This is a genomic window from Segetibacter sp. 3557_3, assembly GCF_004354985.1.
Lineage (GTDB): Bacteria > Bacteroidota > Bacteroidia > Chitinophagales > Chitinophagaceae > Segetibacter.
The window spans coordinates 232,230-257,654 of sequence record NZ_SMSK01000003.1 but is presented as its reverse complement, the minus strand read 5'-3'; the positions used below and the strand labels follow the sequence as shown (position 1 = coordinate 257,654).

Sequence of the window (25,425 nt, the reverse complement as noted above, 5' to 3'; positions counted from 1 at the left end):
AAACGATCAGCGGTAAACCGGTATCAAGTGCTCGCGAACCCGCCCCGTACCAACTCCCAAAAAACAATTCCTGCGGCAACAGAAACGTTTAGCGAGTGCTTCATCCCCATCTGTGGAATTTCTATACAGCCGTCGGCAATGGCCAGAACGTCTGCACCAACCCCTTCTACCTCGTTGCCAAACACGATGGCAAGCGGGGCATTTTGGGTGTTAAAGTGTTGCAGTTGGACACTTCCCGCAGCCTGCTCGATACCATACACCAGATACCCTTGTGCTTTAACCGCCTGTACAGCCTCGAGGGTTGAAGCAAAATAGATCCAGTCGACGGTTTCGGTTGCGCCAAGGGCAGTTTTTTGGATATCGCGGTGTGGTGGTTGCGGGGTGTACCCGCAAAGGAAGATGGCCTGGAGCAAAAATGCGTCGGCTGACCGAAATATACTGCCAACATTATGCATACTTCTGATATTGTCCAATATGGCTATAACAGGTGTTTTTTCTGCTTCTTTAAAAGCTTTTACCGATTTGCGCCCCAGTTCATCCATGCTTAATTTTCGCATGTGCGCAAAGGTAATTACTTCCATATCTTTCCCCCAGGGTAAATTGTGCCTACTTAACTTAGTTGCGAAACGTAAAATATACACATGAGAAAATTTGATCACTTTATTTTGGCGCTTCTTGTAGCCGCCCCGCTGGGTGTTTGCGCGCAAAACGAGAAAACAGACCTCGCAACGGTTCAAAGGATCCGGCAGGAAGAAATGAACCGCTCCCAGGTGATGGATATCGCCTTTCAGCTAACCGACGTCAGCGGACCACGGCTTACAGTGTCACCGGGATTTTCACGTGCCGCCAACTATGCCCTGCAACAATTGAAATCATGGGGGCTTACCAATGCCATTCTTGATCCCTGGGGCGATTTCGGTAAAGGCTGGGAACTTCAGAAATCGTACGTAGCCATGACTGCGCCATATTATAAGCCATTGATCGGGATCCCGAAAGCATGGTCGGCCGGTACAAACGGGCCAAAATCGGCCGCTGTGCTGTTGGTGTCAGCAAAAGATTCTGCTGCCCTTGAAGGGTACCGCGGCAAACTGGCTGGGAAAGTGGTTCTACTTGAACGCAACGACACTTACCGGCAAAGCTTTACTGCCGATGCAAACCGGTATACGGATGAGGAATTGCAGAAGATGACGGATGCCAAACTTACGCCCCGGGTTCCGGTAGACACTGCCGCGTTACGGCGCAGAAGAGAGCAGTTTGCCGGGCAAAGAGGGGCACTTGCGGTTCCCGCATTGTTGAAAGCGATGGCAAAAAGTGAAGGTGCAATAGCTGTGTTAAGTGCTACAAGCCGAAGCCACGATGGTACCGTGTTTGTTCAGGGAGGCGGCGCATACAAAGCTACCGACCCGGAGAACCTGCTGGACGTTGCCCTAGCCAATGAAGATTATATGAGCATCATGCGCCTCGCTAAATCGGGCACCCCGGTAAGCCTCGAAATGGATGTAAAAACCCGGTTCACCACGGACGACACAAAGGGTTACAACGTAATTGCCGAAATAAAAGGCACCGACAGTAAGCTGAAGGATGAGGTGGTTATGCTTGGTGGTCACCTGGACAGCTGGCATGGCGGCACCGGTGCAACGGATAATGCGGCAGGTTGTTCTATAATGATGGAAGCGGTTCGCCTGATACAAACACTTGGGCTAAAGCCAAAACGCACCATTCGCATTGCTTTGTGGAGCGGTGAGGAGCAGGGTCTTTTTGGCTCACGTGGCTATGTAAAGAAAACCTTTGGCGACCCCGCAACCATGCAATTATTACCTGCACACGAAAAGTTCTCGGCTTACTTTAACCTGGACAATGGCACAGGAAAAGTTCGCGGTATTTACCTGCAGGGCAACGAAGCTGCACGTAATGTTTTTACCAACTGGTTGCAACCATTTGCTGATTCAGGCTCGAAAACAGTTACCATCAACAATACCGGTGGGACCGATCACCTTGCATTCGACGCTGTGGGCCTGCCAGGCTTCCAGTTTATACAAGATGAGATTGAATACGATACCCGTACCCACCACAGCAATATGGATACCTACGATCACCTGATTGAGTCGGACCTTAAACAATCGGCGGCAATCGTTGCAGCTTTTGTTTATAATGCAGCAATGCGCGACGAAAAGATCCCGAGAAAAGAACTACCGAAAGCCAGTGGCAATTAACGACGATTATAACCTAAGGGCTCTGAAAAGAGCCCTTTTTCGTGTATACCCCCGTTTATAGTCGCTGAGCGCGATAGCACGGGGGATGAACTTTCTGAATTGATTTCTATTGGAGCTCCAATGTGCGCTTCGCTCAACATCGTTGCCCCTCGCCTGCGCCATTCGGGGGGTGTCACTCACATCGGCTGTACTTTCTTTCAACAACGGGGCAACGAATATCAACTTTCATTTCGTTCTGGTGTTATCCTGAACTCCCATTCCTGATACCATTTTCATTTCACAAGGTTGTGCCCATCCGCAAAATGTGAATTTGCAATAGGTCAGTGAGCTTAGTCATACGTAATCCGCTAATCGGTAAATCCGCGATCATATAAACGCCTAATTTTAGCATGTGAAACTTGAGAAAACGCCGGGCTACCAGGTAATAAGTGATTGGTTGGCGGGAAAAGGCATGAAGCCGTTTGAATTCCAGCAGGAAACCTGGCGGGCTATCTGTGCGCAGCAAAGCGGCCTGGTTAATGCGCCTACGGGATTTGGCAAAACGTTTTCTGTTTACCTGGGCGCACTCATTAATTTCATCAACCAGAATCCGGCTACGTACAAAACAAAACGAAAAAACGGATTACAGTTACTTTGGGTCACCCCGTTGCGGGCGCTTGCCAAAGATATTGGGCGGGCAATGGAAGAAGTAATCGCAGAGCTTGGAATGAGCTGGCAAATCGGATCCAGGAATGGCGATACCGACCTGAATGAACGCGCAAAGCAAAAGCGCAATATGCCGGAGGTGCTCATTATTACACCGGAAAGCCTGCACCTCCTGCTGGCAACAAAAGATTACCCCACAACTTTTCAAAACCTCCAGACCATTGCCGTAGACGAATGGCATGAATTGCTGGGCAGCAAACGGGGGGTGCAGGTAGAGCTTGCGATCAGCCGGATTGCCGGTGTTAAGAATAGTGCTATCACAAAGGCTTTGGCTGAAACAGCAGTTTCGGCTAATGCGATAGGAGCAACAGCGAAAGTAAAACGGGCCGCGACAAAAACAGGGGATGTGCATCAGCACGAATTGCAGCAGCTCTCGGTTTGGGGCATCAGTGCGACCATTGGCAATCTCGACGAGGCCCGCGACGTGCTACTGTCGCCATTGCAGCAACTGGCAGGAGTTGATACAACTGACACCACGAGATTCCCCATAATTGTCGCCCGTTTGCAGAAAAAAATTGCCATTGAGTCGGTGATCCCCGACGAGATTGAGAAGTATCCGTGGGCGGGGCACCTTGGGCTTAACCTTGCAGAACAGGCAATCGAAATTATCCGCGCGAATACCACTACCCTGATGTTCATCAATACCCGGGGTATGAGTGAAAGATGGTACCAGAAAATACTGGAGCTCGCTCCCGACCTGGCGGGAGCCATTGCATTACATCATGGAAGCATAGAACGCGAACTCCGCACCTGGGTGGAAGAAGCCTTACATACAACTAAGCTAAAAGCAGTTGTTTGCACCGCTAGTTTAGATCTTGGGGTTGACTTCCGACCGGTGGAAACCGTCATACAGGTGGGTTCGCCAAAGGGTGTTGCGCGATTCCTGCAGCGCGCGGGTCGCAGTGGTCATCAGCCTGGTAAGGTGAGTAAGATTTATTTTCTTCCGACACATACGCTTGAACTCGTTGAAGCCGCAGCGCTGAAACAGGCCATGCACGAAAACCTTATCGAGACCCGCGAGCCACGCATACTTTGTTTCGATGTGCTGATTCAATATTTATGTACGCTTGCGATCGGCGAAGGCTTTTTGCCGGATCAGGTTTATGAAGAAGTAAAAAGCACCTGGTGTTTTAGCGACATCACCGATGATGAATGGCAGCAAATGCTACATAGCATCGTGAGTGGTGGCGAGGCGCTGCAACAGTATGATGAATACAAGAAAGTAGAAATCGGTGATGATGGCATTTACCGGATCCGAAACCGGCGTATTGCCATGCGCCACCGGCTTCATATTGGCACCATCGTAGGCGACTCCATGGTGAAGGTTAAGTTTATGGCTGGCGGTTACATTGGCGTAATTGAAGAGTCGTTTATCTCCCGAATGGCGCCGGGCGACGTGTTTACGTTATCCGGGCGGGTTCTCGAATTTGTGATGATCAAAGACATGACCGCGCTGGTGCGAAAATCAAATGCAACCAAATCGAATATCCCCAGCTGGAACGGCGGTCGGATGCCACTCTCCTCTAACCTGGGCAAGATGTTGCGGAAAAAATTTAACGAGGCCCACCATAACGCCACCGACGTAGAGCTACTGGCGCTAAAGCCTCTGTTCGACCTTCAGCAGGAACTGTCGCATGTGCCGCAGGAAAACGAACTTTTGATCGAGCAAATCGAAACAAAGGACGGTTTTCACCTCTTTGTTTACCCGTTTGAAGGCCGGCTGGTGCACGAAGCTATGGCCGCTATCCTCGCCTACCGCATTAGCCAGATTACCCCCATTACCTTTTCGTTTGCCATGAATGATTATGGGTTTGAATTGCTCAGCGATCAACCGATACCAGTTGATGATACAAACGTATACGAGCTTTTTTCTACCGATAACCTGTTTGCCGACATCCAGCGAAGTGTAAACGCGACGGAGATGGCCATGCGCAAATTCAGGGACATTGCGGTAATCGGCGGACTTATTTTCCAGGGGTTCCCGGGTGAACAAAAGAAAACCCGCCACCTGCAATCGTCGGCGGGTTTACTCTTCAAAGTTTTCAGCGAATACGATGCCCGCAATCTCCTGTTGAGGCAGGCGTACAACGAGGTGATGGATCAGCAAATGGAAGAGGTTCGTTTGCGCAGTATGCTGGAGCGTATTCAACAGTCGGCGATCATCCTTACCTACCCCGACCGCCTTACACCGTTCTGTTTCCCAATTAAAGTAGATAGCATGCGGGAAGACATGAGCTCGGAAAAGTTGGAAGACCGGGTGAGGAAGATGCAGGCGAGGCTTACCTCGTAGTAGTTATCCTGAATGATAAATGTTGAGTCATTGTTGTTGATTCAGCAATCTTTGTGGACCAAGCCGCCGTTTTTAATTGTAAATCGTTGCGCCGTGCCCTGAATTTATTAGTGAGTCGCACACCATTCAAAACGGGTTCATACGGGCGCCCGCCCGTATGAACTACTTTCGGACGGGGCTTGTACTGTATACCTTTACCGGGCAAATTAAGCCAGCAAGGGGCTTAACTAAACGACGTTGAATGTTGATCGTAAATGCAAAGAATTTCGATCCCTGGTGATGCGTCAAGCTATGATTTGCAACATTAGCCTTCTAATTAGTGGTTTACAGAATGCAAACACCAGGATTGCAGCGCCAGGTGTCTGAAGATTGTGCCCGGATCTCAGGCAATTTTCTAACATGCCAATATTGTGACCAGTAAGCCTACCTGGCGCCGCAACGTTGTTCCCCCGCAACCTAAACCCAGTTGCTCAGTTTTGAATTTTTACTTTTGAATTTTGATTTTTTCCTTGCGCTTTTCCACATTTAACTTTTGACCCTTCACTCACCTCAGCTTTATAAGTACTTTTGACTGTTTGGCAGCTTGTTCCTGCGTTCAGCAGGCAAATCATTAAAATGGCATCTGACGAAAACAGCAGTTTTGTTGAAAAGATGAGCGGCAAGATCATCATTGCTTTTGCATTGGTGTTACTGTCGCTTGGGGTGGTATGGGTGGTAAATAATCTTGCCTTTAATAAAATCAGCACCATTGTTTCCGACCTGTCTACACCCAACGAAAAGCTCCTGCTCTCCCGCAAACTGTTTATCGATGTTTCTAACCTGCCCCACCTACAACGGTTGCAGGTAATGGCCGGCAAGCGTAAACCGTCGGAGTCTTTTACCAATCAAACACGGCGCATTAACACCACCATCAACCAACTTGGTGCGCTGTTGGTTAATGTGCCTGCGCAAAAAAAGAGGGTCGACTCGATTGGCCGGCTGATGCGCCTCAGCAATAAACTTTTTGCTAACTACCTGCGCCTAGGCTACAATATCGGTCAACGAAGGGCTTTTGAACGGGAACTCAACGCGATCTCAGCGCAGATGGATAGCGACCGGGTTGAGGTGGATACAAATGTTGTAACCCGCGAGAAAAAAGTAAAAACAACCACTATCATTCACCCCGATACTTCCAGAAAAATCAAACCCAAAAAGTCGTGGCTCAAACGAATATTTACGAAAGAAAAAAAGGATACAACTGTACTTGCAACGGCACCCGCACCTAAAGTAATTATTGAAGAAGAGTCATCAACAACCATCGACACCCTTGCGGTAACCAAGCAGGATACCAACCTGGCCGAACTGGGAAGCTCACTGCGCCGGATAGAAAAAGGAAGGCTTAAGTCAACAGAAATGTTGCGGGAGAGCGAACAGGAATTGATAAAGGCAAACGACATTCTTATACACCGATTATTGGGCATACTTAACGAGGTTGAGCAGGAAGAGATGGCACTGGTAAAAGAACAAACCACTACGACTACCGAACTTGCTGCAGACACAATCGCCTTAACGCGTTGGATTACGATAATTTTCATCGTGCTCGCTATAGTGCTTACCTGGCTCCTGCTGGCCGACGTTGCCCGAAGCCGTAGCTACCGGAAACAGCTTGAACTAGCCAAAAACGAGGCAGAGTACCATAGTATGGCGAAGCAAAGGTTCTTAACCAACATGAGCCACGAGATCAGGACACCATTGCAGTCGATCATCGGCTATACAGAGCAGCAGTTACTGGAGAATGGCGATGGCAATAAGTCGGCTGTAAAAGCGGTGTATAGTTCCTCGCAACACCTGCTGCAAATTGTAAATGAAGTACTCGATTACAGCAGGATTACCTCCGGTAAACTAACCTTCGAAAACAACCCGTTTTCGATAACCGATGTTGTTAATGAAGTTTCATCAGGGCTCGAATTGCTTGCAGAAAAAAAGGGATTGCAATTAAATGTTGAGGTCAAAAACACCGAAACAGAATGGTTACTTGGTGATCGCTTTCGCCTTAAGCAGGTGCTGTATAACCTCCTGGGCAATGCCATTAAGTTTACGGAAAGTGGTTCGGTCACTTTATCGGTTACCGGCCTTAAAGATGGGGATATGGGTCGGTTTACCATCGTAGTGGAAGACACTGGCATTGGGATTGAACCGCACGAATTACAACATGTGTTCAGGCAGTTTGAGCAGGCATCTAACAACAAGGGCGGGATGCATTACGGTACCGGGCTTGGGCTGAGCATTGTTAAAGAACTGGTTGAGGCGCAAAATGGAACCATCGCCGTACAGAGCCAACCAAAAAAGGGATCACAATTTACCGTCGCCATTGCTTACCCCCTGACAAATGCGCCGGTGAGTGTTGGCACGAATGATCACCCCGGTAATGGAGTTCATTTTAGTGGAACCGTATGGATCGTGGATGACGATCGCCTGATAAGGAATTTGGCTTCGTTGATCTTCAGCAAATACAACATTCGTCACCGCTGTTTTAGTTCTGCGGAGGATCTCCTGGCAGCAAAATTTGATACGGAAGTTCAGTTGATTGTTTCCGACATCCGGCTGCCGGGAATGGATGGGATCCACTTGTGCCATGAACTAAGAAAGAAGATCGGCCCTGGCATAAAGATCATTGCGCTTACAGCGCAGGTGCTTGCCGAAGAAAAGCAGGCGATTCTGGAGAATGGGTTTGATAGTATCTTGCTAAAGCCATTTACCGAAACCGCGCTGGTAGAAATGGTGCATGAATTCACGATATTGTCCTCACCTGAACCAGCAAGTGCGCTTGATCTTTCGGGCTTACGTAAGTTGGTGGTAGACGAGCACCAGGTAATGGCCATTCTTGAGCAATGCTTTGAAGACACCATTACCGATAAAAAAGAATTGGCGGACGCCGTTAACAGGGGTGATCTGGAAACCTGTAGCCTGATTATTCACCGGCTTGCCGGCCGTGCCGGCCAGGTGGGAGAAAAAGAACTTGCAAAAACACTGCGGTATTGGGAAGCTGAACTGCGGTCCACTGAAGATGCCGGATTGCTCCAAACCATGCATGAGGATGTATTGCCTGAACTCGAAAGTTTTCTTTTCCTGCTACAAAGTACCCTTGGAACTACCGTTTAGCTATTCAATACCGTACTGTTCCATTTTATAGTAGAGGGTTTTACGGTCGATGTTTAACAGCTTCGCCGCTTTAGTTTTATTGTAACGGGTTTGCAACAGCACTTTAGCGATTGTTTCTTTTTCCCCAACTTCCTGTATTGCTTTCAAGTCAACCGTTGGTTTTCTTGACTGTTGGTCAATCGTATCAATCATTTCTTCAGGTAAAACGTCTGTGCCGGCAATATCTGACTTACTTAGCAGCACCATCCTTTTAATTACGTTCCGGAGCTCCCGAAGATTACCCGGCCAGTCATAATCTTCAAATACGCGCATAGCCTCCGCACTAACAGCTTTTACCGAGCGTCCCAGTTCTGCGTTTGCCTGTTCGATAAAGTAGGTGACAAATAACCTAAGGTCGTCTCCCCTGCTCCTTAACGGTGGTACCTGTATCTTGAATTCATTTATCCGGTGGTAGATGTCTTCTCTAAATCCACCATTCGCAATGCTGTTTAACAGGTTGTCGTTTGTTGCGGTAATCAGCCGGATGTCTACATTCACCTGCTTTGTTCCACCAACGGGCTGGATAACCCGTTCCTGTAACATACGGAGTAGTTTGATCTGCACATCATAGCCAAGATTACCAATTTCATCAAGGAATACCGTTCCACCGCTGGCCAGTTCAAAAACACCGGTTTTATCCAGGGCTGCTCCAGTGAAAGCTCCTTTCACATGCCCGAAAAGTTCACTTCCTGCAAGCTCTTTGGAGAGCGTACCACAGTCAACGGCAACAAATGGCTTTTTATTCCGGGTGCTAAACTCATGAATAGAGCGGGCAACGTGTTCTTTGCCGGTTCCGCTTTCACCAACAATTAATACCGACATATCGGTTGGCGCAACGATCCTGATGTGCTCGGAAAGACGTTGCGCGATTTTGCTGTTTCCTTCAATAAAGGCCTTTTTCTTAGGCGGTGCAGCAACGTCAACAGGGTCTCGCTTCGACGCCTCGTTGATGATCATGAGCAGCTCTTCAGGGTTCACGGGTTTGGTGATGTATTCAAATACGCCTGAACGCATGGCTTTAACAGCCGTACGGACGTCGTTGAAGCTTGTCATCATAATCACGGGGCCGGCTGATTGCTTTACCGATAAAGTGGAAAGCAGGTCAAGCCCGGTGCCATCTGGTAAACGATAATCAAGTAAGAACAGGTCGTAGTTGTTGTTTTCTATTGCCTGTAAAGCAGATTTGATATTAGTTTTAGCATCGACCTCGTAGCCGTTTCGCTTTAGAAATCCTTCGAGGATTTTAGCAAACGTAAGATCATCTTCAACTAATAATATTTTGAGCATAATGTCGGTGGTAATATTTAGGTGTCCAAACCCTGATCCGGTTTACTTCTGAGCCAGCATTTCTCTTTTTAACGACCGCGGTAGGCCACAATTTGTTGCACCGGTTTTGTTTGTAACCCCAAATAATCGATTATACTAAGCTTAGCCGGGACATCTCAGTAGCCCGCGTTCATCCTGCTACGGATCAACCAGGTTTCGAGACCGGGTTGATATTCACCTTTAAAGCAGAGAACAATACTGCCGGATTATAGACTGAGACATTGACAAAAATATAAAAGACCGGACAAAGCCGGTCTTTTATATTCCTAATTTGTGGTTAGAATTGTTATTCTACTTTCTTGCCTTCCTTATCGAGCTTCACTACTCTTGCTTCTGTACCCTTGGCAAGTGCAATTTCATAGTACTCCCTGTTGCCTTTAATCCACGATGCCGAACTTACTGTCCACTCTTTAAATTCATCACCGGCTAAAATGTCTTTCACAGCTTTTGGAAGATCTTCTGCTTTCACAGGTGCCTTCTGTGAAGAGTCTTGCGACTTTCTTGTGGTGTCCTGAACTACAAACTTTTCAGTAGTCGAAAATGTGCCTGCATTTGCATCTGTAACAGCTGCAAAGAAAAGCGCAACTGATCCGATAATGATTTTTTTCATGACTGAACTTTTTGATTTGTGGTTGAAATAATACCCGTGAACAAGGAAAAATGTGCCTGTTTATCAGATTGCTGCACGCCATTGAACCTTAGTGATTTAAAGCACAATCCTAAGATGTTGCTATGTCGTATTATTCTACAAAACGGTTCGTAAGTCGTCCATCGACCAAACGCGCCCCAGCTCCGTTATGAATACATTAACAAGTTAGGGGCCGAAACTTAAGTCAACCTGTGATGGTGAATAGACCACCTTCAGAAACCCGTTAAGACTCATAATCGATTCTTGTATCCACCCCTTGGTACAAGGAATTCATGTTCATTTACCGTTGTGTTCATCCGCGCGCAGTGCCTGCCGTACGCGACGAAACTTTGTATGAACGAGTTCATCCGGGTCGGCACCCGGGCTGATGATACTATTAAAGCAGCCCTGGAAGAGAATAGTACGTAAATACCAGCGTACCTGATTTCAACTTGCCATGCAGATCTTATAGCGTCTCGTTCGTTGTCGTTCATTAGTTCATATATCACTTAGCTTTTTCACCTATTTTCATCTTTTAAACCAAGCGAATGATCAGGAGTATAGGGGTTTTTACCATTGTTTGTTTTTGCACTTTTGCCTTACGTGCCCAATCGTCCAACCCGTCTTTTGTAACCGACAGCCTTGAAAAATATATTCAACAAGGAATGAAGGACTGGAACATACCCGGTCTTGCCATCGCCATAGTAAAAAACAACCAGGTTGTTGCAATGAAAGGTTATGGTGTCCGCGACATCAACACAAAAGCACCTGTTGATGAGAACACCCTGTTTATGATTGCCAGTAACACTAAACTCTTTACCGGAACAGCTGTTGCCCAACTGGATCATGAAAAGAAGCTGTCGTTGGATGATAAGGTTACCAGGTACTTTAAAGATTACGCCTTATACGACAAAAATGCTTCAGAAATGGTGACCGTTCGCGACCTGTTAAGTCACCGGATTGGCACTAAAACTTTCCAGGGTGACTTCACTTTTTGGAACAGCAAGTTGAGCCGGTACGAGATCATCAAGCGAATGCGTCTGTTAACACCACCCGGGCAATTTCGACAGGATTTTGGTTACTGCAACAGTTGCTTTTTGACGGCTGGGGAAATTATCCCGATCGTAAGTGGTAAACCGTGGGAGGTATATGTTTACGACAGCATTCTGATGCCATTGAATATGAACAACACCCATATGTTGAGCCAGGGAATTTCAGAAAGGCCGAACGTGGCAAAACCCTACACCACCCAGTTTACCGGAAGTTTATATGAGCTGGGTTACGACAAGATTGACAATATTGGTCCTGCAGGGAGTATGGTAAGCAACGTTAAAGACATGAGTAAATGGCTGATGATGCAACTAGATAGCGGCCGTTATGAAGGTAAACGCATTTTGCCCTGGGCAGTAATACAGCGTACCCGCGATGTAAATACAACCATCCGGAGCCGCAAGTCTACGGCTTTCCCCACTCATTTCAGTGGGTACGGCCTTGGTGTGTTTTCGGCTGATTACAATGGCCGGCAGGTATATCACCACACCGGCGGTGCGTTTGGCTTTGTCACCAATACCTGTTTTGTACCAGAGGAAAAGCTTGGTATTGTGATACTCACCAATAATGACAACCAGGAATTTTTTGAGTCGCTGCGTTACCAGTTACTCGACGCCTATCTTGGAGTGCCCTATGTAAACAGGTCCCTTTCCGCCTTGTCATCTTTCACCAGGGGTGAAGCAGAAACCATTTCAGATATAGCCGACTATAAAGCCCGGGTTAAAGGCTCGTTGCCGTCGCTTGCCCTTTCAGCTTTTGTTGGCACTTACCAAAATGAATTGTATGGCGAGATGGAAATTAAGCTTGCTCCTCAGGGGAAACAGCTGCAACTGAATTTCAAAGGGCACAATAATCTATCGGCAACGCTGGCCTATATGGACAATAACGAATGGTTGCTGACTTATTCGCCACTGGCATTCGGCATATTCCCAACCAGGTTCAATATCGCAAATGGCAAGGTGATATCCCTGTCAGTGAAAGCAAACGACTTTATCGAGTACGACCCGTATACGTTTACGAAAAAATAAGCCCATGAAAAAACTCCTACTGGCGCTTGCTGCTTTCCCGGCTTTATGCCTCAGCGCCCAGGATATTGCTTCGGTGATTGCGCAAAAAACAACAGCAATCAACAACGACCTGATTGGATGGCGACGCCATTTGCACGAATACCCTGAATTGTCGAACAGGGAAACAAAGACGGCAGCATACGTTGTAGAACGGCTGAAAGGTTTAGGACTCGAGATTAAAACTGGGATTGCAAAAACAGGTGTTGTAGCTATTCTTAAAGGTGGCAAACCGGGACCGGTTGTCGCGCTGCGGGCCGACATGGATGGACTGCCTGTTACTGAACGGGTAAAGATTCCTTTTGCGTCAAAGCAAATTGCGGAATACAACGGCCAACAAGTTGGGGTAATGCATGCATGTGGTCATGATACCCATACGGCTATACTAATTGGTGCAGCTACCGTGCTGTCGCAAATGAAAAAGGATGTACCCGGTACTGTTGTATTCCTGTTCCAGCCCGCTGAGGAAGGCTCGCCAATTGGAGAAGAAGGTGGCGCTTCGCTAATGGTTAAAGAAGGAGTGCTGAATAACCCAAAAGTTGAAGCGGCGTTTGGACTGCACATTAACTCGGCAACAGAAGTGGGGACGATTAAATACAAGAGTGGTTCCGTAATGGCGTCCGCCGATGAATTTAGCATTAAGGTAAAAGGAAAACAAACGCATGGAGCTTATCCCTGGCTTGGTATAGATCCTATTGTAGTTTCATCGCAAATCATTATGGGTCTGCAAACCATTGTGAGCCGCGAAAGCGAACTAACAAAAGCGCCTGTTGTAATTTCCGTAGGCATGTTTCACAGCGGGGTACGTATGAACATTATACCCGAAGAAGCAGACCTTACCGGAACGATCAGGACCCTGGATGCGAATATGCGTAAACTCGTGTTTGAAAAAATAAAAACCACCGCTACGCACATTGCTGAAAGCGCCGGTGCACAAGCAGAAGTGAAGTTTGAAAACAAAACGCTGGTAACCTTCAACAATCCGGAACTCACAAAACGCATGTTACCATCTTTTGAAACAGCAGCCGGGAAGAATAACGTGAAAGAAATGGAATGGGTTATGGGTGCTGAAGACTTTTCTTTTATCGGCGATAAGGTTCCTTCGGTATTCTTCTTTTTAGGTGGAATGCCTAAGGGACAAGATGAAAAAACTGCCCCTCCCCACCATACCCCTGACTTTTTTGTCGACGACAGCAGGCTTGATGTTGGCGTAAAAGCATTTTGCCAGTTGGTGTTCGATTATGCAAAAACAGGCCAAAAATAATTTGTCATAAGGGCTATATCCGTCTTCCAAAAAGAAGGCTGCCAATTCTTACCATATTACTACCCTCTTCGATCGCGATTTCGTAATCGTCGCTCATCCCCATGGAGAGCGTTTTCAATGCGCAATTTGACGAGGCCATGCTTTGGTATTTGTCAAACAGGTATTTTAAAAACTTGAATTCACCCCTGATCTGTTCCCTGTTGTCGGTGAAAGAAGCCATCCCCATGATTCCACGGATATAAACGTTTGAAAATTCAAGTGGGGTTTGGGTAACCTGGGCAAGCGCATCAAACAGGGTCTCTTCCGTAAGCCCGAACTTGTTAGGCTCTTCAGCTACATGCACCTGCATAAGGCAATTAATTACCCTGTCGTGCTTTTTACCTTGTTTGTTAATTTCCGCCAGCAGCTTTGTACTGTCAACCCCATGTATCAGGTGTACAAAAGGTGCAATCTGTTTTACCTTATTGGTTTGTAGATGTCCTATAAAATGCCAACGTATATCAACAGGCAACATCAGCTGCTTATCTACGAGCTCCTGCACATAGTTCTCTCCAAAGTCGCGCTGACCTTCATTATACAACTGCATAATTTCTTCAGCACTCCGCACCTTGCTTACCGCTACAAGTTCAACCTGTGCCGGTTCCAGAACCCCAAGAATTTGCCGATATAGCTCAATGTTTACCCCCATATGCCATGCTGATGTTTGCAGCAAAAGTAACCGAATTCGGGAACGTTGTCCTGCTGATTATCCCCGGATTGCTTTCCATGGCCAGCCAAATATTGAAATGTGCCTGACTGGCCGGAATAAGCGACTATGATGGGCATGAAAAAGCCCTGGCGAAGTTCTTTACCAGGGCGTTCAATCGTTTATATTGATTTATTTTAGAATAGTTCTGCCGATCACAATGCGCTGTACCTCGCTGGTGCCTTCATATATCTGGGTAATCTTTGCGTCGCGCATCAGTCGTTCAACATGGTATTCCTTTACAAAGCCATAACCCCCATGTATCTGCACGGCCTCTGTCGCAGTCCACATAGCCGTTTCACTGCTGAATACCTTTGCCATTGAAGAGCTTAGCGTGTAGTCGCGGCCATTGTCTTTATCGCTCGCTGCTTTCAGGCACATCAGGCGTGATGCATCGATCCGGGTTGCCATGTCTGCAAGTTTAAACTGGATAGCCTGGTGATGCATAATTTCTTTCCCAAACGCCTTTCGTTGTTTTGCATAAGCAAGTGATAGTTCGTAAGCACCGCTCGCGATGCCCAACGCCTGCGAAGCAATACCAATCCGCCCACCGGCAAGGGTCTTCATGGCGAACTTAAAACCAAAGCCATCTTCGCCGATCCGGTTTTCTTTTGGCACTACCACATCGGTAAACATCACCGAGGTTGTATCACTTCCGCGTATGCCTAATTTGTTCTCTTTGGGCGCAACCTCAACACCCGGGGTGTCTCTTTCAACAATAAATACATTGATGCCATTGCTTTTCTTCGCAGGATCAGTTTGCGCAATCACGAGATAAACGGATGCGCTGGCCCCGTTGGTGATCCAGTTTTTTGTGCCATTCAGCAGGTAGTGATCGCCCCTATCTTCTGCCATTGTTTTCTGGGAAGTGGCATCACTGCCAGCCTCCGGCTCACTTAACAGGAACGCGCCAATATATAGTTCGCCATCTTTCTGCCCCATAGCAAGCGGGGTCAGGTATTTCTCTTTTTGTGCGTCGTTGCCAAATTCCTGTATACCCCAACATACAAGGCTATTGTTAACGCTCATGCATACACTGGTGCTTGCATCAATCTTACTGATCTCTTCCATTGCCAATACATAGCTTACGGTATCCAAACCGCTGCCGCCATATTTTGGGTCGACCATCATGCCCATAAAACCCAACTCACCCAGCTTCATGATCTGTTCTTTGGGAAACTTCTGTTGTTCGTCCCGCTGTATTACCCCGGGCAGACATTCGTTTTTAGCGAAGTCCCTCGCAGCCTGCCTGATCATCTGTTGTTCTTCGCTTATAATGAAATCCATCGATTTGTTTTGTGCAAGTTAATCATTCGGTAACCGAGTTCACAGTGTTGCCGAATACCTTAACGAATAATAAAATGAGTTGTGTTTGGCTATCCGGCATACCCTCCGGTGAGCATTTGCCTGGTTGCGCCAATCCTTATACTAAAACACGCGATGGTTTCAGCTGTTCAGGTACCCGCCGGGTTGATTAGGATTGACCAAAAAACATATAAGTGAGCAAGATCGAGGTACAAATGCCAACAAGGTCGGCAAGCAACATTGCGCCTACTGCATAACGGGTATTGCGTATCGATACCGCCCCAAAGTAAACGGCGATTACGTAGAATGTAGTATCCGATGCACCCTGGAAAATGGAGGCAAGCCTGCCGGCAAAAGAGTCAGCGCCAAAAGTTTTCATGGTATCCACCATCATTCCCCTGGCGCCACCGCCACTAAGCGGGCGGATGAGTGCGGTTGGGAGGCCGTCAACAAAACGGGTATCCGTACCCAGCAAGGCAAACCCGGTTTTAAGCACATTCATGATAACATCAAACGTTCCACTGGTGCGCAGCAAGCTTATCGCTACCAGCATACCAACAAGATAAGGAATGATCCGTACGGCGGTATCAAAACCACCCTTCGCACCGTCGATAAATGCATCAAAAACATCGATGTTCTTATAAATGGCACCAAACACAATTAACAGGAAGATCAGCAGGATAAGGCCGTTGCTCAGCACGCTCGAAAAAAGCTGTACCCCTGCTGCATCAAGCGATGACAGATAAACTACGAGTAACACGATGATCGCCGAAAAGCTGCCTACCCATGCCAGTATCACGGGCTGAAATATCCGGATTTTTTGTTTGAAGGCAACGATAAACATTGCCGCCATTGTCGCCACGAAGGTGGTGATCATACAAGGAATAAAGATGTCGGTGGGGTTTGCTGCTTTCAACGAAGCGCGAACCGCAATGATGCTTACGGGGATGAGGGTAAAACCGGCTGCATGCAAACACAGGAACATGATCTGGGCGTTTGAGGCAGTTTGCTTTTCCACATTAATTTCCTGCAAACTTTCCATTGCCTTAATGCCAAATGGTGTTGCTGCATTGTCGAGCCCCAACAGGTTTGCGGAAAAGTTCATCATCATATGTCCCATCGCCGGGTGTCCTTTGGGCACCTCGGGAAACAGTTTACCAAAAAAAGGCCCGATTATTCTTGATAACAGCCGGATCCCGCCTGCTCTTTCCGCGATGCTCATAAAACCCATAAAAAGGGCCATAATCCCGATAAGGCCTATGCTGATATTGACGGCGCTTTTACAGGTTTCGATAATACCATCCGCCCGTTTAAACAATTGGAATTGAACGGCACGAAAGCCAGAAACCCGGATGCCCGGGTGTTCAGCAATAAGCCTTTGCACGGTCGGCGATGAGGGCTCGCCCGAAATCAACAGGCTGGGTGGGTGTATCGAGTCGGACGGAACGTAAGCATAACCTGCGAGGTACCTCGTAAAGCTTTCCGTTGAACCAAATGATGAAGGATACTTGTTATCTGCTAAAATGTACCGGATCGTATCTACCGGATCGTCTGCTTTGCCCGAAACCATCCTGCTGAAAATTCCGCTGTCCCCCGAAAATGTGGCCCTTGCCGCTGCTACCAATATCGCTACAATAATAAACGCCGACCATATTCTGCTCAATGCCATACTGGGATAGGTTGTCTGACCAAAAAGTTTGAAGTTAATGGTTTCACTTCTAAAATCTTTTACCAAATCTGAATGCCTATATTTGCGGCCGTTTTGAAAGAGGAGTAATGAGTTGAGAGTTGAGAGTTATGAATTAAGAGTTGTGGGTTGGGAGTTAAGAGTTGAGAGTTAAGAGTTGAGAGTTAAGAGTTAAGAGTTGTGGGTTAGGAGTTAGGAGTTAGGAGTTAAGAATTAAGAGTTGTGGGTTTGCATTTAGAGTTAGGTTGGGAATTAGGGCTGGAAGTTAGGAGTAACGTTTTAGTTGAGAGATGAGCGTTGAGCCAGAGGATTTCGAATTTACATGGGATCAGGGGCGGTATGGGAAAAGTACCTGTTACCTTGGTTTTTTTGGGACGAGCTTTTCGATGGCTATTGAACATCGTTGTGTCACTCACTTGTACGGTAGAAGCAACATGCGGCAAAGAGCGGAGATTAGTGTGAAGTTTTGTGAAGGGTGTTATTATGTTAGATGAACCATTAATGCCGTTTAGTATAGCCCCTTGTTCGTGTGACTTGCCCGGCAAGAGTATTCGGTTGAAGAGTGCGACGCAACGATGAATCATAGCATTCCTGGAGTTGGGTCCAAAAAAAAGCTTAACCGGATGATTGCTGGTACATGATGAATTGCAGAAGTGGTCAAGCTGGAATGTCGGGCATGGAACTCAATATGTTCACCACATGTTCCTTTTACATTTTTGTCTTACCTGGAATTTTGACTTTGGATTTCGAATATTAATACATCTTACATTTTAGCACATGGGTTTACAAGCAGGCATCGTGGGATTACCAAACGTGGGTAAATCAACTTTATTTAATGCATTAAGTAATGCAAAAGCTCAGGCGGCAAACTTTCCGTTTTGTACCATTGAACCAAACGTTGGGGTAATCACCGTGCCGGATGACCGGCTGATTGAACTGGAAAAGCTGGTGAAGCCGAACAGGGTTGTACCTGCTACGGTTGAAATTGTTGATATTGCCGGCCTCGTAAAGGGTGCGAGCAAGGGCGAAGGACTGGGAAACCAGTTTTTGGGAAACATCCGCAGCACCGACGCCATCATCCATGTGCTTCGTTGTTTTGAAGACGATAACGTTATTCACGTTGATGGATCGGTTAACCCGGTTCGCGACAAAGAAATCATTGATACGGAACTTCAGCTGAAAGATCTCGATACGCTGGAGAAAAAACTTTCTAAAAACGAGAAACTTGCAAAATCAGGTGATCGCGACATTACCCGCGGAATCGAACTGCTGCAACAGCTGAAACAATTTCTCGTGCAAGGTAAAAACGCCCGTGGCTTTGAAGTTAGCCCTGAAGAGAAAGAAAAACACTTCGGCGACCTTTTCCTGCTTACCATGAAGCCAGTGATCTATGTGTGTAATGTGGATGAGAAAAGCGTGGTATCAGGTAACAAGTTTACAGAGGCGGTTAAAGAAGCCGTCAAAAATGAAAACGCCGAGATTCTGCTGATCAGCGCAGAAATCGAAAGTGAAATTGCGGTAATGGAAAGCTACGACGATCGCCAGCTGTTCCTTGAGGACCTTGGCCTTCACGAAAGCGGGGTTGCACGCTTAATTACTTCAACCTACCGCCTGTTGAACCTCGCTACCTATTTTACAGCGGGGGTGCAGGAGGTAAGGGCATGGACCATTACGAAAGGGATGCTTGCACCACAGGCAGCAAGCGTAATCCATACCGACTTTGAAAAAGGTTTTATCAGAGCAGAAGTCATCAAGTACGCCGACTTTGTAAAATACGGGTCGGAAGCTGCATGCCGCGATAATGGAAAACTTGCGGTGCAGGGAAAAGAATACCTCGTAGAAGACGGAGACATCCTCCACTTCAGGTTTAATGTATAGTTAACGCGTCGGGCCTTCTTGAATGATTAATCACGTGGCTGGCAACAATGTAATGTGCCATCCTCCGGGCTTTACCACCTGGAGTCCCCAGCAATTATAATGGGAGTAATAACCGATTGGGGTATACTATCCTGCAAAACCGGTTGAGGTTTCGGTTTGGCTACCAGCCTGTAACGCATCAATACCTCGTCGTGCAGTACGATGTTCAGGTATTGAACTTCGGTTGATGGTACAACGTACTGGTACCTGATGATCGGCTTACCTTCAACATATTGCGGTTTAAGATATGCCCATGATGGCGGCAACAGGCTTATGGTGGAGTCAAACTGCGGATCGTAAGTTCCTTCGAGGTTGGTTCCAATATCGGTTGTTTCTATCTCAAATGTGAGGGTATCTCCTACCCTTGCATCGACTGTGCCTTTTTCGGGTTTAAATGATTTTACCCTGGACTTGATAAACCGCTGTGATTTGAATGGCGTATGATCGAATTCTTTAAACAGGGGTGGTTCCGTTAAAAATGACCATTCGAGATTTTCAGGATAGTGTTCGGCTATAAACTGTTTTGGCGGTGTAAGAAAGTACTCATCGTTTTGGTGCCTGATGAATCGTTCGCCCATATAACTTACATAACCACTTGCCCAGGTGACGTCCAGCAGGTGCCATACACTATCAATACGAACAGCGTTCCACGAATGATTGGATTTAAATTTCGAAGCATTCGCGCTAAAATTGGTTCTGCTGTAACCGGTAACCACTTCAGCCCTGATGTTCGCGTAACTACAAAGCGTTGCAAACAAACGGGCGTACCCATCACACAGGGCCTCACTACTCCGGAGCACATTTTCCGCAACGCGCTCATTTAAGGGTTTAAGTACGGAGCTGGTATCGTCATCCTCAACAGGTATGTTCTTTTTAAGATTTCGCGGGTTCCACGGACGTAGCTTATAAGAGATGTTATCGGTAATCCAGTTGAAAATCGAACGAACTTTTTCAAGCTCGCTATGGTAAGGCTGGGTAAGCTGGATTGCCAACTCCGCAGGTGAGGTTTGCCTTTCAGGCCTGTATCGAACGGGCAGCCTGTTATAAGCCATCTCCTGTGAAAACAGCACGGTTGAAAACAAGAAAAGAAAGATGGAAAGCAACGGTTTCATATCCACAAACAAGGCGGTAGATGTTTCAGACTGCAATTTAAGTTATAAAAACTCCGGCAAACAGTTTAACATTTTTGCTAACGATTTGGGTCCCTGGCGGCCTTGTTGCGGCGACGTTACTTAGTAGTTTACAAACAAACCCAGCAGCATGCTAAAGAAGTGTTTGTTGATCGTGGCCATCCTTTCCAACATGGCTGTTTGTGCGCAGGAAAAAAGTATAGCAACCTCGTGCTTGAAGGTGGTGGCGTTCGGGGCTTTGCTTATGTTGGTGCTTCTGAAGTTCTTGACAGCCTTGGCATCTTGCAACAAATTGAGCGGGTTGGCGGAACTTCCGCGGGTGCCATCCAGGCAACGCTGCTGGCTGTTGGTTACACACCAGCAGAAATGAAAAAGATTGCTGCCGATATTCCTTTGAAAGATTTCAACGATGGTTTTTTTGCTTCAGGCTTTTCGAGGATGAAAAAAAGGTTCGGTTTCTTTAAAGGTGAGAAAATTACGGAATGGATGAATAAGCTCATTGAGGCAAAGACCGGTGACCGGAACATTACTTTTGCGCAACTGCATACACAAAAACAGGCAAAAAACTATAAAGACCTGTACATCACCGGAACGGACCTGACTTACCGGACACTTAGAACCTTTTCATTTGAACAATATCCCGGAATGCGCATCGCTGATGCGCTGCGGATATCCTTTTCCATCCCGCTTTACTTCGAGCCGGTACTAATTGATGACAGCGGCCATGTTCGAAAAGATCGGGCCAATGGCACTTATCACCTTATGGTCGACGGGGGGCTTCTTTCAAACTACCCCATACAGCTGTTTGACGCCCCAAGATATATGGATGATACAAGCAATTCCGGTTTGAAAATCAACCCTAAAACACTGGGACTTCTACTCGACAAACCACAGCAACTCCAATATGCAAAAGGTGGGGTATACCCGTCTAAAATTAGCACGCTCCACGACTACTTCCGTGCGGTATATGAGTCGGTGATTGACAAGCCCAATCCCGACGAGCCTTCGCTGACCAGGACGGTGACCATCAGCCACCTGAACTTGCCTGGCAGGGTGAGAAAATTGAAGCTTTCCACGATAAACCATCTCGTAGAAAGTGGCAAGGCCGGCATAAGGTTATTTTTTGATGCAAATGGGGGGCAGTATTCGACTTCCCGCTAAGGTTTCTCAAGACTCAGCTGTCAGCTGCCCTAAAACTCCGACAGCCGATCGCATCCTAAATGAGTTTAAACAGCTTATACAGCCGGATGGCTGACTATACCGGTTTAATGCAGCCTTGGGGAAGGAGGAGTTCCCTGGTATTAGTATTCCTTCATTAGCTAAGGGCACAGTTTTAGTATTCCCGTATTCACTATCCATCACCAAAAAATTTGAAAATGAAAAAAAACATGCTGCGAAATTTTGTTGTACTCTTCGCCCTGGCTGTACTATCAGTAACCCTTTACTCCTGCTCAGGAAGAAGCGATGAAGAAATCAGGAAAGACATCACGGAAAAACTTGCTGCCAATCCGGACATGGCAGGGGTCAATGCCGCTGTTGTCGACAAAATAGCCACACTTTCGGGGCAGGTGAAAGACGAGCAAATACGCGAAAAAACCGAGTCTGTTGTTACAGGAGTTAAAGGAGTTAAGCAAGTTGTAAATGATATTAGTATTGCTCCGCGCATACCTGACAACCCGGTTGAAGTTGCTCCTGACGATGCAATCAGTCGCGGCGTAACCGATGCAGTAAAAGACTTTCCTGGTGTTAATGCCTCTGTAAATAACGGGGAAGTTACACTTACCGGAACCATTACCAGGGACAGGTTGGTCACACTAATGCAGTCCATCAGCACCCTTAAACCAAAAAAGATCAACAATCAGCTTACCATTAAATAAACATCTATGTCGTTACAGGATAAATACCGTGAACTGATTAATGCTGCTACTACATCAGAAGTAAAAAGTCTTCAGGTAAGGGAGCAGGATAATATTCTATACATTGATGGCAGCGCGCCATCGGGACAAGTAAAAGATCATCTTTGGGACGTCTACAACAAGATTGACCCTGATTTCCGCTCAGGCGACCTGATCTTGAATGTGAATGTTTCGGCCACGCCTGGTGGAAAAGCAAAGGTGATTACCCAAAGCTCAAACCTGAACATCAGGAAGGGACCGGGTACTGACCAACCACTGGTTGGAAAAGCTGCCCACAATGAGCTGGTGACACTAATCAGCAAAACCAACGATCAATGGTTCCTGATTCGAACTGATGCTGGGGAAGAAGGGTATGCGTACGCGCAGTACCTGGAACCACAAAACGCATAAGCGTTTTAAGTTTATGTAAAAGGCCCCAACATTCGGGGCTTTTTGCATTTAGATCCAACTGATCCATGTGCCTCCGGTCGCTTCAAAAAAGAACTCAGGTTCCAACTTCAAGATGTGCAACGGTTACCCATTTACAGCCACCCGATTTTGCTTACTTTACGGCTCACTCAGTTCATTACAATTATTCTGTATGAGATACTTTCTGGTATTTATTGCAACGTTATGCCTCCTCTCTGCCACTGCACAGGACAAAATTGCTGCAAAAACCAAAAACATGAAGCGTTACGATGGCCTTTTCACCTTTTGGTGGGACGAGACGAACGGTAAAATCTGGCTGCAGACGGACCTGATGAATACCCCATTTTTGTATGTCAATTCGCTGCCCGGAGGCCTTGGATCAAATGATATCGGGCTTGATCGCGGTCAGATCGGTGCTAGCAGGATCGTCTATTTTTCCAAAGTGGGCAAAAAAGTGTGGCTCGTTCAACCAAATACCCGTTACCGGGCAGGAAGTGCAGACCTGAAAGAACAACAAGCCGTAAAAGAATCGTTCGCCGAATCGATTATTGCAGGTTTTATTGCTGAAGAAGAGGAAAATGGAAAGGTTCTGATTGATCTTACTCCTTTTTTGCTACGTGATGCCCAGGGAGTTGCTGACCGGTTAAGGACGATGCGTCAGGGGAGTTACGCGCTTAACGAGGCGAGGTCGGGTATATACCTGGAGCATACCAAAAACTTTCCGCTAAATACAGAGTTCGAAAGCACCGTAACATTCACGGGCGGCGGAGATGCAGGCAGGTTTGTTAGTTCAGTTACACCGTCTCCCGAAGCCATCACTTTGCGGATGCATCATTCCTTTGTTCAATTGCCGGATAATGGGTACAAACCAAGAAGGTATGATATAAGGAGTGGCTATTTCGGCATCTCCTATTTCGATTACAGCACTCCTTTCAGTGAACCCATTGAACAAATGTTCATCAGCCGACACCGGTTGGTGAGAAAGAATGCAGGAGCTGGAAGAAGTGAAGCTGTTAAGCCGATTGTGTACTATCTCGACAATGGCACACCCGAACCCATACGGTCTGCGCTTTTAGACGGTGCCCGGTGGTGGAACGAAGCTTTTGAATCAGCAGGCTTTCAAAATGCTTTCCAGGTAAAGATGTTACCAGATAGTGCAGATCCAATGGACATCCGGTACAACATGATCAACTGGGTTCATCGCTCCACACGCGGCTGGTCGTATGGCGCAAGCGTAACGGATCCCAGGACGGGTGAAATAATAAAAGGACAGGTAACACTCGGATCTTTACGTGTGCGCCAGGATCACCTCATTTTTACCGGCCTGCTATCCCCATATGAAACTGGCAAACCGGTACCTGAAACAATGAGGCAGGCTGCGCTTCAACGCCTGCGGCAGCTTGCTGCTCATGAGGTGGGTCACACCCTCGGCCTTCAGCATAACTATGCATCAAGTGTCAACAACCGCGCATCAGTAATGGACTACCCGCATCCTGCTGTATTCCTGAATAAAGAAGGAAAAATTGACTTTAGCAATGTGTACACCAACTCGATCGGTGAATGGGATAAAAGAGCCATCCAGTACGGTTATCAACAGTTTGCCGATACAGAGGAAGCAGCTGCACTGGACGGATTACTAAACGAAAATAGTGCTCGTGGATTGCTTTATATTGCCGACGCGGATGCCCGGGCACAGGGCGGCATGCATCCGGCGGCTCACCTTTGGGACAATGGAGCCGATCCCGCAGCAGAACTTGCAAACACCCTTGCTGTCAGACAAAAGGCCCTGCAACAATTCTCGCTAAGTGCCATCGAGGTAAATACTCCTGTTGCAAAACTTGAGGATGCGCTGGTGCCGGTGTACAATTATCACCGTTATCAACTTGAAGCTGTATGCAAACTCATCGGGGGAATGAACTATAGCTATAGTGTGCGCGGGGATACCAAGCAAACCCCACCCCTTCCCCTGCCTGCTTCCGTGCAACAAAAGGCACTTGACGCCGCGTTGGAATGTTTAAGTGCCCGGGTGTTGACAATACCCAACCGGATCATTGAGCTTATTCCACCTCGTCCGCCGATGTATTATAATGTTGGTGAACTGTTTGACAAGCGTACGGGTATGAGTTTTGACGCGCTTGCAGCTGCCGCCGCACTCACAACTTACGAACTAAGTTTTCTACTGTATCCCGAGCGGGCAAACAGGCTGGTTGATTTCAAGGCCGGGCATAATACACCTGGCTGGGACGATGTTCTGACGCAGATACTTGAGAAAACCTGGAACGTGCCGGTTGAACAGGGACTTTCCGGACAGGTTCAGTTGCAGACGCAGCAATTGGTGTTAACGCACCTGCTTGGGCTTGCCGCAAGCGAACAATCTACCTACCAGGTGAAAGCAATCTGCTTCGAAAGGCTTCAGTGGCTCAAGAAGTTTGCAACAACTAAGCTAACCAGTTCAAACCGGTTACGTGCACACTACCTATATACCATCGAACGGATCGTAAATCCAAAGGAAGTTACACTTCCGGCCACTTTGCAAATTCCACCTGGTGCACCTATTGGCTGCGACGCTGAAATGTAGGCAGGTAAAAACACATCAA

General features: G+C 47.1%; 17 protein-coding genes. 10 read left to right on the top strand and 7 right to left on the bottom strand.

The genetic code is table 11. The features are described from left to right. Window positions 1–23: 23 nt before the first annotated feature. A complete protein-coding gene (locus tag EXU57_RS07340; RefSeq protein ID WP_243745539.1) occupies window positions 24–557 on the bottom strand; it encodes an RNA methyltransferase in 534 nt (177 codons plus the stop codon). A gap of 84 nt (window positions 558–641) precedes the next feature. On the opposite strand from EXU57_RS07340, the gene EXU57_RS07335 reads away from it, so the two are divergent. The 3 genes from EXU57_RS07335 to EXU57_RS07325 all read left to right on the top strand — a co-directional run bounded on the left by EXU57_RS07335 (window position 642) and on the right by EXU57_RS07325 (window position 8,349). After that, window positions 642–2,213 (top strand): M28 family metallopeptidase, encoded by a 1,572-nt coding sequence (locus tag EXU57_RS07335; protein ID WP_133267536.1) that lies wholly within the window; start codon window positions 642–644, stop codon window positions 2,211–2,213. 391 nt (window positions 2,214–2,604) lie between these two features. Further along, window positions 2,605–5,208, top strand: coding sequence for a ligase-associated DNA damage response DEXH box helicase (locus EXU57_RS07330; RefSeq protein WP_133267535.1), 2,604 nt, complete (start codon window positions 2,605–2,607; stop codon window positions 5,206–5,208). Between the two features lie 615 nt (window positions 5,209–5,823). Continuing rightward, window positions 5,824–8,349, top strand: a complete 2,526-nt coding sequence (locus EXU57_RS07325; protein ID WP_133267534.1) for an ATP-binding protein — start codon at window positions 5,824–5,826, stop codon at window positions 8,347–8,349. Here EXU57_RS07325 and EXU57_RS07320 read toward each other — a convergent pair whose 3' ends face one another. Both EXU57_RS07320 and EXU57_RS07315 read right to left on the bottom strand, forming a co-directional pair. Beyond that, entirely contained in the window at window positions 8,350–9,675 is a 1,326-nt protein-coding gene (locus EXU57_RS07320; RefSeq protein ID WP_133267533.1) for a sigma-54-dependent transcriptional regulator, read from the bottom strand. Window positions 9,676–10,000: 325 nt separating this feature from the next. Next, window positions 10,001–10,324 (bottom strand): hypothetical protein, encoded by a 324-nt coding sequence (locus tag EXU57_RS07315; RefSeq protein WP_133267532.1) that lies wholly within the window; start codon window positions 10,322–10,324, stop codon window positions 10,001–10,003. Window positions 10,325–10,890: 566 nt separating this feature from the next. Between EXU57_RS07315 and EXU57_RS07310 the strand changes: the two genes are divergently transcribed. Both EXU57_RS07310 and EXU57_RS07305 read left to right on the top strand, forming a co-directional pair. Continuing rightward, the gene (locus tag EXU57_RS07310) at window positions 10,891–12,420 is read left to right on the top strand and encodes a serine hydrolase (protein ID WP_133267531.1); all 1,530 of its coding nucleotides are present in this window, start codon (window positions 10,891–10,893) and stop codon (window positions 12,418–12,420) included. Between the two features lie 4 nt (window positions 12,421–12,424). Beyond that, entirely contained in the window at window positions 12,425–13,720 is a 1,296-nt protein-coding gene (locus tag EXU57_RS07305) for an amidohydrolase (RefSeq protein ID WP_133267530.1), read from the top strand. Window positions 13,721–13,733: 13 nt separating this feature from the next. Here the strand turns inward: EXU57_RS07305 and EXU57_RS07300 are convergent, their stop codons facing one another. The 3 genes from EXU57_RS07300 to EXU57_RS07290 all read right to left on the bottom strand — a co-directional run bounded on the left by EXU57_RS07300 (window position 13,734) and on the right by EXU57_RS07290 (window position 17,439). Further along, window positions 13,734–14,408, bottom strand: coding sequence for a YggS family pyridoxal phosphate-dependent enzyme (locus tag EXU57_RS07300; protein ID WP_133267529.1), 675 nt, complete (start codon window positions 14,406–14,408; stop codon window positions 13,734–13,736). A 189-nt stretch (window positions 14,409–14,597) separates the two neighbouring features. After that, entirely contained in the window at window positions 14,598–15,752 is a 1,155-nt protein-coding gene (locus tag EXU57_RS07295) for an acyl-CoA dehydrogenase family protein (protein WP_133267528.1), read from the bottom strand. A 187-nt stretch (window positions 15,753–15,939) separates the two neighbouring features. Next, window positions 15,940–17,439 carry a nucleoside recognition domain-containing protein gene (locus tag EXU57_RS07290; RefSeq protein ID WP_243745538.1) on the bottom strand — a complete coding sequence of 500 codons (1,500 nt, stop codon included), beginning with the start codon at window positions 17,437–17,439 and terminating at the stop codon, window positions 15,940–15,942. 795 nt (window positions 17,440–18,234) lie between these two features. Between EXU57_RS07290 and ychF the strand changes: the two genes are divergently transcribed. After that, window positions 18,235–19,335: a redox-regulated ATPase YchF gene (ychF, locus tag EXU57_RS07285; protein ID WP_133267527.1), complete on the top strand. Its 1,101-nt coding sequence runs from the start codon at window positions 18,235–18,237 to the stop codon at window positions 19,333–19,335. Between the two features lie 71 nt (window positions 19,336–19,406). Here the strand turns inward: ychF and EXU57_RS07280 are convergent, their stop codons facing one another. Continuing rightward, window positions 19,407–20,486: a transglutaminase domain-containing protein gene (locus tag EXU57_RS07280; RefSeq protein ID WP_133267526.1), complete on the bottom strand. Its 1,080-nt coding sequence runs from the start codon at window positions 20,484–20,486 to the stop codon at window positions 19,407–19,409. Window positions 20,487–20,684: 198 nt separating this feature from the next. On the opposite strand from EXU57_RS07280, the gene EXU57_RS07275 reads away from it, so the two are divergent. From EXU57_RS07275 to EXU57_RS07260, 4 genes are all read left to right on the top strand, one after another. Beyond that, window positions 20,685–21,665, top strand: coding sequence for a patatin-like phospholipase family protein (locus EXU57_RS07275; protein ID WP_165958066.1), 981 nt, complete (start codon window positions 20,685–20,687; stop codon window positions 21,663–21,665). 215 nt (window positions 21,666–21,880) lie between these two features. Continuing rightward, entirely contained in the window at window positions 21,881–22,381 is a 501-nt protein-coding gene (locus tag EXU57_RS07270) for a BON domain-containing protein (RefSeq protein ID WP_133267524.1), read from the top strand. 6 nt (window positions 22,382–22,387) lie between these two features. After that, a complete protein-coding gene (locus tag EXU57_RS07265; protein WP_133267523.1) occupies window positions 22,388–22,810 on the top strand; it encodes an SH3 domain-containing protein in 423 nt (140 codons plus the stop codon). 190 nt (window positions 22,811–23,000) lie between these two features. After that, the gene (locus tag EXU57_RS07260; protein ID WP_133267522.1) at window positions 23,001–25,406 is read left to right on the top strand and encodes a zinc-dependent metalloprotease; all 2,406 of its coding nucleotides are present in this window, start codon (window positions 23,001–23,003) and stop codon (window positions 25,404–25,406) included. Window positions 25,407–25,425 lie beyond the last annotated feature (19 nt).